Consider the following 13,726-nt stretch of genomic DNA (forward strand, 5'->3'; position numbering starts at 1 on the left):
GGCCGCCCTGGCGCTCGCGGTGGTGTTGGCCCTGCTCGTGCTGTCGGCGGCGCTGTCGGTGCTGGCGCGTCAGCCGATGTTCAACATCGCCAGGCTCACGCTCGAAGGCGATCTGCAGCGCAACAACCTGGCCACGGTGCGTGCCAATGTGGTGCCGCGCGTGAACGGCGGCTTCTTCTCGGTGGACCTGCGCAAGTCGCGCGAGGTCTTCGAGACGGTGCCCTGGGTGCGCCGCGCGGTGGTGCGCCGGGTCTGGCCCAACGAACTGCGGGTCACCCTCGAAGAACACCAGCCTGCCGCCTACTGGCACCACGAGGATCGAGATGACCAGCTCGTCAACGAGCAGGGTGAGGTCTTTGACGCCAACCTGGGCGATGTCGAGGACGAGCCGCTGCCCACCCTGCACGCCCCGGCGCACGCCACGCCGGATCAGGCGCGCCAGATGTTGTCCATGCTGCGTCGCCTGACCTCGGTATTTGCGCCCATGGATGTCACCATCGATACCTTGCGCCTGACGGACCGGGGTTCCTGGAGCGTGCGATTCGACGACGATGCCGTGATTGAGCTCGGGCGCGGAGATACTGAGACCGTCGTTGCCCGAACCACCCGTTTTGTGAAGACCTTGCCCCAATTGCGCCGCCAATATCCGGCGCCGCTGGCTTATGCAGATTTGCGTTATCCCCAAGGTTATGCCGTTCGGCTCAAGGGTTTGACGACGATGCAAGAAATTTCTGGTGATTCATCCGTGAAAAACCCCCGTCAATGACCTTAAAATTGTCAAAACCAGATTAACCATGGCCAAGGATTACAAAGACCTTGTTGTCGGACTGGACATCGGCACCGCGAAAGTGATGGCGGTGGTCGCAGAAGTCCTCCCAGGTGGCGACCTTCGGCTCGCCGGCCTCGGTGTCGCTCCCAGTCATGGTTTGAAGCGTGGGGTTGTTGTCAATATCGACGCCACCGTGCAATCCATTCAGCAGGCCTTGAAAGAAGCCGAACTGATGGCGGATTGCAAAATCAGCCGTGTCTGGACCGGCATCACCGGCAGCCATATTCGTGGTCAAAACAGCACGGGTATGGTGATCGTGCGCGACAAGGAGGTCGCGCCGATCGATGTGCAGCGTGTGGTGGAAACCGCCAAGGCCATCAATATTCCGAACGACCAGCGTTTATTGCTGGTTGAACCCCAGGAATTCATCATCGATGGCCATGAGGTGAAAGAGCCCATCGGCATGAGCGGCGGCCGCCTGGAAGTGAAGGTCCATATCGTGACCGGCGCTCAAAGTGCGGCCGAAAATATCGTCAAATGCGTGCGCCGCTGTGGTCTGGAGGCCGAGCAATTGGTGCTCAATCCCAGCGCGTCGAGCGCGGCGGTATTGACCGAAGACGAAAAGAGCCTGGGCGTGGCCCTGGTGGACATTGGCGCGGGCACCACCGACGTGGCCATTTTTGCCGACGGCGCCATCCGCCACACGGCGGTGATCCCCATCGCCGGTGACCTGATCACCAGCGACATCGCCATGGCCTTGCGCACCCCCACCAAGGACGCCGAGGACATCAAGGTGGACCACGGCGTGGCCAAGCAGATGCTGGCCGATCCCAACGAGCAGGTCGAGGTGCCTGGTCTGGGGGATCGCGCCCCGCGCATGCTCTCGCGCCAGGCCCTGGCTGGCGTGATCGAGCCACGCGTCGAAGAGATCTTCTCGCTGGTTCACCAGGTGATCCGCGAGTCGGGTTACGAAGAATTGTTGTCCTCGGGCATCGTGCTCACCGGTGGTTCGGCGGTCATGCCGGGCATGGTCGAGCTGGCCGAGGACATCTTTTTAAAGCCGGTACGCAAGGGGACGCCCTTGTACGCCGGCGCCCTCCACGACATGGTGGCCAGCCCCCGCTCGGCCACCGTCATGGGCTTGCTCGAAGAAGCAAGGTTGTCGCGCACGCGGGGAATGAAGGCCGCTCAGAAGGCCGGGTCGGTTCAGACCCTCTTCGGACGTGTGCGTGACTGGTTCATTGGTAATTTCTGATCTATTAACTGGCAACTGCTTGAGACTATCTGGAGGTATGACATGCCGATCGAGATGATTGAAAACTTCGACTTGGGTACGCAGATCAAAGTGATCGGCGTGGGTGGCGGCGGCGGCAACGCGGTCGACCACATGATTGCCCAGGGTGTGCAGGGCGTGCAGTTCATCAACGCCAACACCGATGCGCAAGCGCTCAGCCGTTCGTCGGCCGAGCAGAACCTGCAACTGGGCACCAGTGGCCTGGGTGCTGGCTCCAAACCTGACGCCGGCCGTGCCGCCGCCGAAGAAGCCGTGGACCAGATCCGTGCCTCGCTGGACGGCTCGCACATGGTCTTCATCACCGCCGGCATGGGCGGTGGCACGGGCACGGGTGCTGCACCCGTGATCGCCCGCGTCGCCAAGGAGATGGGCATCCTGACCGTGGGCGTGGTCACCAAGCCCTTCGAGTTCGAAGGCAACCGCCGCATGAAGCAGGCCGAAGCCGGTCTGGCCGAGCTTGAAGCCAACGTCGACTCCCTGATCGTGGTGCTCAACGAAAAGCTGCTGGATGTGCTGGGCGATGACGTCACCCAGGACGACGCCTTCAAGGAAGCCAACGACGTGCTCAAGAACGCCGTGGGTGGCATCTCCGACATCATCCACATCCCCGGCCTGGTGAACGTCGACTTCGAAGACGTCAAGACCGTGATGAGCGAGCCCGGCAAGGCCATGATGGGCACGGCCACGGCCTCCGGTCCGGACCGCGCCACCAAGGCCGCCGAATCGGCGGTGGCTTGCCCGCTGCTCGAAGGCATCGACCTGTCGGGCGCGCGCGGCGTGCTGGTGCTGATCGCCGCCTCCAAGGCCAACTTCAAGCTGGCCGAGTCGCGCAATGCCATGAACACCATCCGTCGCTATGCCTCGGAAGATGCGCATGTGATCTACGGCACCGCCTATGACGAAAGCCTGGGCGACCAGTTGCGCGTGACCGTGATCGCCACGGGCCTGAGCTCCAAGCAGCAGCGCATGACCGTGGTGCACAGCGCACCGCAGACGGCCGCGCAGATGTTCGGTCGCACCGGCACCGACAACCTGCCCATCCTCAACAATGCCGTGCACGCCGGTGCATCGGGTCACCACGTCGGTCACGCCAGCCATGGTGGCAACGACTTCAGCGGCCTGAACACGCCCAGCGTGTGGCGCAGTGGTCGCACGCAGGCCGCTCAGAAGGTCGACGCCCTGGCCAGCAATGGCATGGACGAGCTGGAGATCCCGGCCTTCCTGCGCAAGCAGGCCGACTGAGGCCTGTGTCTTGTCGGATCGAGCGGGTGTCTGGGGAGGCGCCTGATCGACCGACCGTGTGTCATACCTACCAGTGAACCTGGACCCCTGTCGAGCTGGACTCGACGGGGGTCTCTTGCATCAGGGGATCACCCCGTGCTCGACCGCGTGGATGCGGGCCAGATGGATGGCCTTGGCGATGGCCGGGCCCTGTTGTCCCTTGGCCATGGCGTCCGCGGCGATGTCGGCCGTGATCACCGACTGTGCGGCGTGCAGCGCGCGCGTCAGCCACTGTGCCTGCGGGTAGGGCTTGTTTTCAAAGCCCAGACGACCCCGCGCATCACATTCACAGGCCTGCAGGATCAGCGGCACCCGCTGAGGCTTGCGAAAGGCATCCAGACGCTCCAGCAGACGCACCAGCGCCGCAGGACTGAGCTCCAGGCATTGGTGGATGTGTCCGTGCTCGCGCGCCACCACCTCGGCCAGTTCGCGACACTCCACCGGGACGCGGATGCGCTCGCTGAGCTCCTTGAGCAGGCGCACGCTGCGCTGCTCATGCCCGATGTGGCGGGGCAGCACATCGGCCGGCGTGGTGCCCTTGCCCAGGTCATGGCACAGGCAGGCGTAGCGCACGCTCAAGGGCGCATGCAGCCGGGCCGACATGGCCAGCACCATCATCAGGTGCACGCCGGTGTCGACCTCGGGGTGGTATTCGGCGCGCTGTGGCACGCCCCAGAGGCGGTCGACCTCGGGCAGCAGCACCCGCAGGGCGCCGCAGTCACGCAGCACCTCGAACATGCGGGCCGGGTGGCCCTCCATCAGGCCCCGCGAGAGTTCCTGCCAGACGCGCTCGGCCACCAGATGGTCCACCTCACCGTCGTGCACCATGTGGCGCATGAGGTCCAGGGTGTCCTCGGCCACGCTGAAATCGTGGAAGCGCGCGGCAAAGCGTGCCAGGCGCAAGATGCGCACCGGGTCCTCGGCAAAAGCGGGCGACACATGGCGCAGTACCCGATCGCGCAGATCCTGCTGGCCCCCAAAGGGGTCGATCAGCGTGCCATCTTCGGCCCGGGCCATGGCATTGATGGTCAGGTCGCGCCGGGCCAGGTCTTCGTCCAGCGTCACGTCCGGGCTGGTGAGCACGGTGAAGCCCTTGTAGCCCCGGCCCGACTTGCGCTCGGTGCGGGCCAGGGCCCACTCTTCGCGCGTGTCAGGGTGCAGGAAGACGGGGAAATCCTTGCCCACCGGGATGAAGCCCTGGGCTTCCAGCTGTTCGGGCGTGGCGCCCACCACCACCCAGTCATGGTCGCTGTGGGCGCGGCCCATCAGCTGGTCCCGCACCGCCCCGCCGACGAGGTAGGCTTTCATGGGCGTGTCCCGCGGCCTCAGGCCAGGCGCGCCAGGGCCAGGTACTCGGCCACAGGCACTTCTTCGGCGCGGCGCTGCAGATCGAAATCGGTGTCGATGCCGTGCTGAGTGATCCAGGCGCCCAGGGTGTGGCGCAGGATCTTGCGGCGCTGCGAGAAGGCCACAGCCACCATTTTTTCAAAGGCCAGCAGGTCCACCTCCGGTGGGCTGGCCAGGGGCACCATGCGCACCACGGCCGAGTTGACCTTGGGCGGCGGATCGAACGATTCGGGGGGCACGTCCACCACGCATTCCATGTCGTAACGCCATTGCAGCATCACGCTCAGGCGGCTGTAGTCTTTGTGGCCCGGCGTGGCCACCATGCGGTCCACGACTTCCTTTTGCAGCATGAAGTGCTGGTCCTCGACCTGATCGGCCCAGGGCAGCAGGTGAAACAGAATGGGGCTGGAGATGTTGTAGGGCAGGTTGCCAATCACGCGCAGCTTCTGACCGCCGTCGCGGGCCAGTTGCCCAAAGTCGACCTTGAGCACATCCGATTCGATCACGGTGAGCTCGGGGCGCTGGCGCAGCCGGGCGGCCAGATCGCGGTCCAGTTCGACCACGGTGAGGTGTTCGCTGCGCTCGACCACGGGGTTGGTCAGCGCGCCCAGGCCCGGGCCGATCTCGACCAGGGCCTGGCCGGGACGCGGGTCGATGGCGCGGACGATTTCGTCGATGACGCCCAGGTCCACCAGGAAGTTCTGACCGAAGCGCTTGCGGGCCACATGGCCGCCACCGCCGGCCACGGGGCGCTTGCCGCCGGGGCGCGCGGCCTTGGGGCGTTGATCAGGGCGCATCGCGCATTTCCACGAAGGCGGCGCCACGCAACTCGCGGGCCCAGTCTTCATAGGTGCTCTCGAAGCGCTGTTCGCGCAGCACGCTGCGAGCGGCTTCGCGCTTTTGCTGCTCGGTCAGCTCGACCTCACGGCGTTCGACCAACTGGATCAGGTGCACGCCAAAGCGCGAGACCACGGGTTCGGAGATCTGGCCGGGCTGCAGGGCCAGCAGGGCTTTTTCGAACTCGGGCACGAACTGGCCGGGGGCCGACCAGCCCAGATCACCGCCCTTGGTGGCGCTGCCGTCCTCGGAGTGCTGGCGCGCCATCTGCGCAAAGCTGCTCTGGCCGCCGACGATCTCCTTGCGGATGCCGGCGATCTTGTCGCGCGCCGCAGCGATGCTGGTCTGCGGCGAGGTGCGCAGCAGGATGTGGCGGGCGCGTTGCTGGGTGTAGCTGGCCTTGGCGGCATTCTCGCGCTCGATCAGCTTGACCACATGGAAGCCCGCACCGGAGCGGATCAGCTTGGCGACTTCGCCGACCTTGAGGTTCTTGACCGCGTCGGTGAACAGCTCGGGCAGGCGGCTGGCCGGGCGCATGCCAAAGGAGCCGCCCATGTCCTTGGTGCCGGGGTCGCTGGAGAACTCCTTGGCCAGTTGCGCGAAGTTGGCGCCGCTGATGACGCGCTGGCGCAGGCCTTCGGCCTTGTCGGACAGCTCCTTGACCTGGCTGGCGCTGGCACCTTCGGGCACGGCAATCAGGATGTGTGCGAGGTGGACGTCCACATCCCGGCCGGCAGCGGCCGCCTGGGCATTGAAGGCGTCGATGTCCGCATCACTGATCTGGATGCGTGCATTGACCTCGCGGCTGCGGATGCGCTCGAGCAGCATCTGCTCGCGCAGGCTGTTGCGGTAGCGTTCGTAGTCCAGACCATCGGCCTTCATGCGCGAGCGCAGCTCGTCCAGGGAGATCTGGTTCTGCGCGGCGATGTTGGCCACGGCATCGTCGACTTCGGCGTCGCCGATGTTCATGCCGATGCTGCGGGCATGCTGCATCTGGATCTTTTCATCGATCAGGGCATCGAGCACCTGCTGGCGCAGCGTCTCGGGGGGCGGGAGATTGCTGCCGCGGGGCGCGGTGTCCAGGATGCGCGCCACGCGCTTGTCGACATCGGTGTGGGTGATGAGCTCGGAGTTCACCACCGCCAGGATGTAGTCGGCCGTGGTCTGCGAGCCTTCCAGCTTGAGCATGGTGCTCAGGTTGCGGGTGCCGGGGATGCGGGGTGCCGTGGCCGGTGCGTCACCCAGCCGGAACTGCGCGAGGGCCGGCTCGGCGGCACAGAGGGCAGCCAGTGCCAGGCCGGCGACCATCCACAGGCGCCGCCAGGGGGCCTGCAGGGGCAGGGAGGAGCCAGGGCGGTGATGCATCAGATCATTCATCATTCAAAGGGGTTGTGGGCGCGGGAGCGTTCAGCAGACTGTTCTCTTCACGCAGCAGGCGATAGCCAGGGATATTGTCCTTCAAGGCGCCCAGTGGGCTGGAGCCCAGCCTGGACAGCCCCACCAGTTCCAGCTGGAACATCAGTCGGGTGCTGGCTTCGGCGCGGCCAATGGACACACGCTCGGCCACGATCCGTGTGATCCAGCAGCCACCGTCGTACTCGAAGCCCAGCAAGGCATCGCTCAGCCGCTTGTCGCGCAGGCTGTAGCTCAGGCGGCCCACGCCGTACCAGGTGCCACCGCAGGAGCTGCCGCCCGAGGAGGCCATCTTCGAGGCGCCGTCCTGGCGCTGCACGGCCTCCAGTGAGGGAGGCTTGCCGGCCAGGGGCCATTGCCAGCCCAGATCGACCTGCTCGCTGCTGGCGCGGTTGTAGCGGTAATTGACGTTGATGGTGCGCCACGGCCCCGGCGAATAGCGCACGCCCAGCAGGGAGCGCGACACCCGGCTGTCCTGCGCGTTGTATTGCACCGTGGTGTCCACGCTCCAGTGCGGGATCACCGTGGTGGATCCCAGCAGCAGCAGGTCGGACAGGCGTTGTGTGATGGGCGGGCCATCATCGGGGGTGATGCGCTGATCCGACAGCAGCACCTTCTGCACCACCCCCAGTCTGAGCGTTTCCGCGCCGCTGAGGGGGTCGATCAGACGGGTGCTCAGGCCCAGGGTCAACTGGTTCGAGTCGGACACCCGGTCCACCCCGGTGAAGGCGTTTTCACTGAAGACGCTGTACTGATTGAAGTCGCGCTCGGCACTGTCGAACAGGGGCAGGCTGGCCTGGGCCTTGTAGGGGGTGTAGACGTACTGCGCGCGGGGCTCCAGGGTCTGTGTGAGCTGCCGGCCGAACCACTGCACCGGCCGCTCGAACTGCATGCCGCCATCCAGGCTGAGCGTGGGGATCACCCGTGAGACCTGATTCGATCCCGTGCTCAAGGGGTTGTCCAGATCGTAGCTGGCGGCATTGACGCTCAGTTTCGGGGTCAGGTTCCAACCGGTCGAGCCCATCGGCCGCTCGATCTGGGCCAGCGCATGCAGGCGGTTGCCGCTCACGCGTTCGCGATCTTCGTTCGTGAAACGGTTGAACTCGCCTTCGAAGCGCCACAGCCAGCCGGATTCGGACAGGCTGCGGGAGCGCACACCCACTTGCGGTTCACGCCGGTAGGGGCTGATGATGCGCGCACTGGCATCGGCCTGCGGATCCAGATCCTGCAGGGTCTGCCAGCTCTGCACCCGGGCGTACATGGTGGTCTGGCTGGCCCCCAGGCCCCAGGCACGGGTGTTGATCTGCCGCTCGATGCCGGCATGGCTGTCGTACAGGCGTGGCGTGAGCGTGGGCAGATTGCGAGGGAAATCCTTCCAGTAGTCGTCGTCCGACACCCGGCGCCAGCGCAGGTCATAGGTGGTCAGCGTGGGGGAGCCGGCCCGGTTGAGATCGCCCTGGTGCTGGAAGTCCAGCAGGCCCCGCTGCCGATCGGCCACCTGGTCGTGGGGCAGTCCCACGGCGCGCAAGGCGCCACGGTCGCCGCTGTAGAGGTAACGCGTCTCCGCCTCCATGCCCAGGCCACGCCGCGAGGAGAAGGTCGGGGTGAGGGTGGCATCGCGGTTGGGTGCGATGTTCCAGTAGTAGGGCAGGGCGAACTCGAAACCGCTCTTGTTGTCGATGTCGAAGTTCGGTGGCAGGAAGCCCGACTTGCGCTCCTCCGACAGCGGGAAGGTCAGCACCGGGGCGGCCAGGATGGGCACACCCAGGAAGCGCACCACGGCGTTCTCGGCCCGGCCTTCGTTGGCCTCGAAATCCATGGACACCGAACGGGTGCTCAGCACCCAGTCGGGCTCGGCCGTGTTCTCGGGGGTGCAGCTGGTGTAGGTGGCCCCGGTCGCCCGCAGCTTGGTGGGCCCCAGGAACTCCACGCGCTCGGCCTGGCCGCCCGCGCCCGTGCGGGCAAAGCGGTAGGTGGGCTGAATGAATTCGCCCTCCAGGGTGTCCAGCTTGAGCGTGAGCTCCGGGCCGGTGTAGACATCGCCGCGCCGCGTGATGCGCACATGACCGACGGCCTGGGCCCGGTTCTCGGCCTGGGTGTGGGTGACCTGATCGGCCCGCAGGGTCAGATCGCCCCGCTTGAGGCGTACCGAGCCGGTGGCCCGGGTGCTCTCGCCCGGGCGCCCCTCCAGACTGTCGGCTTCGAAATACACCGGCAGATCCTTGGCATCCTGGCCGCCCACAGGCAGGGCCAGGGTGGACGAGATGCGCAAGGGCGGGGGAGGCACCTCACCGGTCACCTTGGCCTGTGCCGATGCCGTGGGCGAGATGGCCAGCAGGCTCAGGCAGGCCGCCCACGCCACGGGCGTGCAGCGCGGCACGAGCTCGCGGGCCCGTCGGGGGGGCAGGGCCTGGAAGGGCATGGAGTCGTTCGATGAGGGCTGGTGCACGGCGGTCGGGGCAGCGCCTCCAGACCGTCCGGAGGCAGGGCACTAAAATTCCCTGATTATTCCATGCAGGTCTGCCCGTTCCCCGCGCACCCATTCACCATGTCCCAGACACCTGTTTCCCAGCACGATGCTTCGAGTTCTTCGCCCCTGCAGGCCTTTGGTGTGCCCTGGAGCGATCCCGTCCGTCTGGCGGCCTTCCAGACCTGGCTGAACACGGTGAGCAGCGCGCATGGGCTCCAGTTGGACAGCCTGCGCGCCGCCAGTGCGGACGCGAGCTTTCGGCGTTACCTGCGGGTCGATACGGTGTCGGGGGGCTCCCTGATCATCATGGACGCGCCGCCCAGTCATGAGGATTGCCGGCCTTTCGTGGCCATCGACCGGCTGCTGCGCGCCGGTGGTGTGGCGGCCCCCGAGATCCTGAGCTGGGACGAAGGCCTGGGGTTCATGCTCCTGTCGGACCTGGGTCAGCACACCCTGCTGTCGACCCTGGTGGTCGATGCGGCCGAGCATTCCGCGCAGGACCTGGGCAACCAGGCCCGTTATGGTGCAGCCCTGGACGAACTGGTGGCCCTGCAGCGCATCGCGGCGCAAGGCGCCGTGCCTGCCTATGACGATGCGCTGCTGCAGCGCGAGCTGGACCTGTTCCCACAGTGGTACCTGACCCAGTTGCGCGGCCTGAGCCTGGATGAGGGGCAGCAGGCCATGCTGGCCCAGACCTTTGCCCTGATCAAATCCCAGGTCTTGTCCCAGCCGGCGGTTCTGGTCCACCGTGACTATCACAGCCGCAACCTGATGGCCTGTCCGGACGATCCACGGGCCCGCCCCGGGGTGATCGATTTTCAGGATGCGGTCTGGGGCCCCATCACCTATGACCTGGTGTCCCTGCTGCGGGATGCTTATGTGATCTGGGACGAAGAGCGCCAGATCGACTACGCCGTGCGCTACTGGCAGAAGGCGCGTGCCGCCGAACTGCCGGTGCACGAGGATTTTGGCGAGTTCTGGCGCGAATTCGAGTGGATGGGCCTGCAGCGCCATCTCAAGGTGCTGGGCATTTTTGCCCGCCTGGCCCTGCGCGATGGCAAGCGCCAGTACCTCGACGACATCCCGCGCGTGTGGACCTATGCCCACCGCGTGGCCTCGCGCTACCAGGGCCTGGGCCCGCTGTCGCGCCTGCTGGAGCAGGCCGAGGCGGCCCATGGCGGCATCCAGACCCAGGTCGGCTACACCTTCTGAAAACCCCTGTGCAATAAAGTTGCGCAAAAAAGCGGCAACAAGCGGATAATCCGCAACCGATGAATTCAAATACCTCTCAAGCGGCCCTCGCGGCTGACGCGACTGCCGGCCAGACTGAGCCCGCACCTGAAGCCCCTGCCCGGTTCGACACCCTGCCTCTGGATCCCAAGATCCTGAGTGCCATCACGTATCCCACGATGACGCCGATCCAGGCCAAGGCGATTCCCTTGGTGCTGGCGGGTCGGGACGTCATGGGCGCTGCCCAGACGGGCACGGGCAAGACGGCGGCCTTCTCCATCCCGCTGCTTCAGAAAATGATGAAGCACGAGAACGCCAGCATGTCGCCCGCCCGGCATCCGGTGCGTGCCATCGTGCTGGCGCCCACGCGCGAGCTGGCCATCCAGGTGGCCGAGAACGTCAAGACCTACGCCAGCAAATGCCATTTGCGCTCGGCCGTGGTGTTTGGCGGCATGAACATGAAGGAGCAGACGGTCGAGCTCAAGGCCGGTGTCGAGGTGCTGATCGCCACCCCGGGCCGCCTGATCGACCACATCGAGGCCAAGAACTGCAATCTGTCGCAAGTCGAATATGTGGTGCTCGACGAAGCCGACCGCATGCTGGACATCGGCTTTCTGCCCGATCTGCAGCGCATCCTGAGCTACCTGCCCAAGACGCGCCAGACCCTGCTGTTTTCGGCCACCTTCTCGCCCGAGATCAAGAAGCTGGCGCAAAGCTATCTGCAGGATCCGGTGCTGGTCGAAGTGGCCCGTCCCAACCAGACGGCCACCAATGTCGAGCAGCGCTTCTACAAGGTCGATGACGACAGCAAGCGCCATGTGATCCGCCAGATCCTGCGCGATCGCGACATCAAGCAGTCCATCGTCTTCGTGAACTCCAAGCTGGGTGCGGCCCGCCTGGCGCGCACCTTCGAGCGCGATGGCCTGCGCACCTCGGCACTGCACGGTGACAAGTCCCAGGACGAGCGCATCAAGGCCCTGGATGCCTTCAAGCGCGGCGAGGTCGATCTGCTGGTGGCCACCGACGTGGCGGCGCGTGGCATCGACATCGCGGCCCTGCCGGCGGTGTTCAACTACGACATCCCTTTCAATGCGGAAGACTATGTGCACCGCATCGGTCGTACCGGCCGTGCCGGGGCCAGTGGCCTGGCCGTGTCCCTGGTGACAGGGGCCGATGCCCGCCTGATGACCGACATCGAAAAGCTCATCAAGAAGAAGATCGACATCGAGACCTTCGAGCTGGAGAGCAGCAACGAGCGTCGCCCTTCCTTCCGCCGCGAGCGTTTCCGTGACGACGATGAGCAGCGCCCGGCGGTCAGCCGTGCCGAGGCTGACGCCCCGGTGCGATCAGCGCGAGGCAACCGTTATGCGCCCGCGCGTTCGGCCGTGCCCTCCGACCCCTTGTTCGACAAGCCGTATGAGCCCGATCCTTCGGCTGACCCGGCCTGGGACCCCAAGGGGGGCGCGGGAGCCCATGCGGCTTCGGCCAGCGCCGGTAGCGGCCTGTCGCGCTTCATCAAGCCCAAGCGCAAGGTCGCCATGTTGCTGGGCGGTTCGGGCACCGGCTCGAACGGCTCGGCCGGCGGCAAGTAAGCCACCGCGCCGCGCGGGCTGCGGTTCAGGCCGTGGCCGTCTCGGCACCTGCGGGATGCAGGTGCTGCTGCTGTCGCCACACCGAGGGTGACAGCCCGTACTCACGCTTGAAGGCCTGGCTGAAAGCCGCCTCAGAGGTGTAGCCCACCTGGTCGGCCACCTTGCTGACAGGGGCCGTGGTGCTGGCCAACTGGCGTGCGGCCAGACGCATGCGGTGGCGTGTCAGGTAGGTCAGCGGAGGCTCGCCCAGGGTCTGACCGAAGCGGTCGGCAAAGGCCGATCGAGACAGACAGGCCTGCTGGGCCAGCTCCGGCACCGTCCAGTTGTGCGCCGGGTTGCGGTGCATGCAGGCCAGGGCCGTGGACAGGGCGCGGTCTTTCAGGGCTGCCAGCCAGTTGTCCGAGCCCTCGGGCAACGAGGTCACGTAGTCACGCAGGCACTCCATGAAGAGGATGTCGCCTAGGCGGTTGATGATGGCCTGCTGGCCTGGCCGCGGACTCATGACCTCCTGCGCCAGGAATTGCAGACCGATGGCCAGCCAGGGCGGGGGGGCTTCACCCAGGCCCCGGATGTGCATCAAGGAAGGCAGGGCCGAGACCAGGGGGGCCGCCATGTGCACGTCAAAACGAGCGTGGCCGCTGATCATGTGGGTCACAGCGCCGCCACCGCCCAGCACCATGGGCTCGGTGTCCAGGCGATGCAACTGGGGCATCAGATCATGGCTGCTGTGCGATGGCGTGGGGCGGTCCTGGACCCAGTGCTCGCAGCCGGCAGGCAGCACGATCAGGTCCCCCGTCTGCAAGGCCACGGCATCCTGCCCCTCACGCAGCAGCCAGGCCTGGCCTTCCGTGACAATGTGGAAGGACGCCAGTCCGGGCGTGTGCAGGCGCAGCGACCAGGGGGCGCTCAACTCGGTGGAGACGAACACCACGCCGTCAAAGCGCATGTCGTCGATGATGAGGCTCAGTGGGTCCATGGTGCGCAAGAATGCCACGAGTGGCGACCCCTTGTCTTTGGGGAAACGCCGGGGACGCCCCCTGTTTCACCGGTTTGCGGGGTCATGGCAGCTCCACGGCGCCCATGCGGGCCGCGATGGTGCCGGCCCGGCCCATCACATAACTGGAGCCCGGGCGGTCCTCGAACCGTTTGGGGGCGGGCAGCATCACTGCCAGTCGGGCTGCCTGGTAGGGGCTGAGCTGGTCGGCATCGACCCGGAAATAGTGGTGGGCCGCAGCCTGCACACCGAACACCCCCTCACCCCATTCCACGTTGTTGAGGTAGATCTCCAGGATGCGTTCCTTGCCCAGCAGGCCCTCGAGCATGAACGTCAGCGCGAACTCCTGCCCTTTGCGCAGGAAGTTGCGCTCGCCACTGAGGAAGAGATTCTTGGCCAGTTGCTGCGTGATGGTCGAGCCACCCACCACCTTGGGCACGGAGTTGAGCGCTGTGGGAGGTTCGGGCACGGGGCGGCCGCGCTTGAGCGCGCGTGCCAC

At 66.0% G+C, this 13,726-nt stretch carries 11 protein-coding genes; 5 read left to right on the plus strand and 6 right to left on the minus strand.

Annotated features, from left to right (window positions below; genetic code table 11):
* The 3 genes from VFW84_RS09935 to ftsZ form a co-directional block, all read left to right on the plus strand.
* A partial coding sequence (locus VFW84_RS09935; protein WP_329680297.1) for a cell division protein FtsQ/DivIB occupies positions 1 to 766 on the plus strand: 766 nt, incomplete at its 5' end.
* Positions 767 to 794: 28 nt separating this feature from the next.
* On the plus strand, positions 795 to 2,024 hold the full coding sequence (ftsA, locus tag VFW84_RS09940) for a cell division protein FtsA (protein ID WP_329680298.1): 1,230 nt from the start codon (positions 795 to 797) through the stop codon (positions 2,022 to 2,024).
* Positions 2,025 to 2,066: 42 nt separating this feature from the next.
* Positions 2,067 to 3,305: a cell division protein FtsZ gene (ftsZ, locus tag VFW84_RS09945; protein WP_329680299.1), complete on the plus strand. Its 1,239-nt coding sequence runs from the start codon at positions 2,067 to 2,069 to the stop codon at positions 3,303 to 3,305.
* Between the two features lie 120 nt (positions 3,306 to 3,425).
* On the opposite strand, the gene VFW84_RS09950 is transcribed toward ftsZ, so the two are convergent.
* From VFW84_RS09950 to VFW84_RS09965, 4 genes are read right to left on the minus strand one after another with little or no spacing between them, the layout of a single operon-like run.
* Complete coding sequence (locus VFW84_RS09950) at positions 3,426 to 4,652, minus strand: multifunctional CCA addition/repair protein (RefSeq protein ID WP_329680300.1); 1,227 nt, start codon at positions 4,650 to 4,652, stop codon at positions 3,426 to 3,428.
* A 17-nt stretch (positions 4,653 to 4,669) separates the two neighbouring features.
* Positions 4,670 to 5,488 carry a 16S rRNA (adenine(1518)-N(6)/adenine(1519)-N(6))-dimethyltransferase RsmA gene (rsmA, locus tag VFW84_RS09955; protein WP_329680301.1) on the minus strand — a complete coding sequence of 273 codons (819 nt, stop codon included), beginning with the start codon at positions 5,486 to 5,488 and terminating at the stop codon, positions 4,670 to 4,672.
* On the minus strand, positions 5,478 to 6,893 hold the full coding sequence (locus VFW84_RS09960; protein ID WP_329680302.1) for a peptidylprolyl isomerase: 1,416 nt from the start codon (positions 6,891 to 6,893) through the stop codon (positions 5,478 to 5,480). The genes rsmA and VFW84_RS09960 overlap by 11 nt, the downstream gene beginning before the upstream one ends.
* A 4-nt stretch (positions 6,894 to 6,897) precedes the next feature.
* On the minus strand, positions 6,898 to 9,363 hold the full coding sequence (locus tag VFW84_RS09965; protein WP_329680303.1) for an LPS-assembly protein LptD: 2,466 nt from the start codon (positions 9,361 to 9,363) through the stop codon (positions 6,898 to 6,900).
* A 126-nt stretch (positions 9,364 to 9,489) separates the two neighbouring features.
* Between VFW84_RS09965 and VFW84_RS09970 the strand changes: the two genes are divergently transcribed.
* A complete protein-coding gene (locus VFW84_RS09970) occupies positions 9,490 to 10,623 on the plus strand; it encodes an aminoglycoside phosphotransferase family protein (RefSeq protein WP_329680304.1) in 1,134 nt (377 codons plus the stop codon).
* Between the two features lie 59 nt (positions 10,624 to 10,682).
* Positions 10,683 to 12,233, plus strand: coding sequence for a DEAD/DEAH box helicase (locus VFW84_RS09975; RefSeq protein ID WP_414638954.1), 1,551 nt, complete (start codon positions 10,683 to 10,685; stop codon positions 12,231 to 12,233).
* Positions 12,234 to 12,258: 25 nt separating this feature from the next.
* On the opposite strand, the gene VFW84_RS09980 is transcribed toward VFW84_RS09975, so the two are convergent.
* A complete protein-coding gene (locus tag VFW84_RS09980) occupies positions 12,259 to 13,209 on the minus strand; it encodes an AraC family transcriptional regulator (RefSeq protein WP_329680305.1) in 951 nt (316 codons plus the stop codon).
* Positions 13,210 to 13,291: 82 nt separating this feature from the next.
* On the minus strand, positions 13,292 to 13,726 hold a 435-nt coding region (locus tag VFW84_RS09985; protein WP_329680306.1), incomplete at its 5' end, for a transglycosylase domain-containing protein.

The organism is Aquabacterium sp. (assembly GCF_036279655.1).
In the GTDB taxonomy this organism is placed as follows: domain Bacteria; phylum Pseudomonadota; class Gammaproteobacteria; order Burkholderiales; family Burkholderiaceae_C; genus Aquabacterium.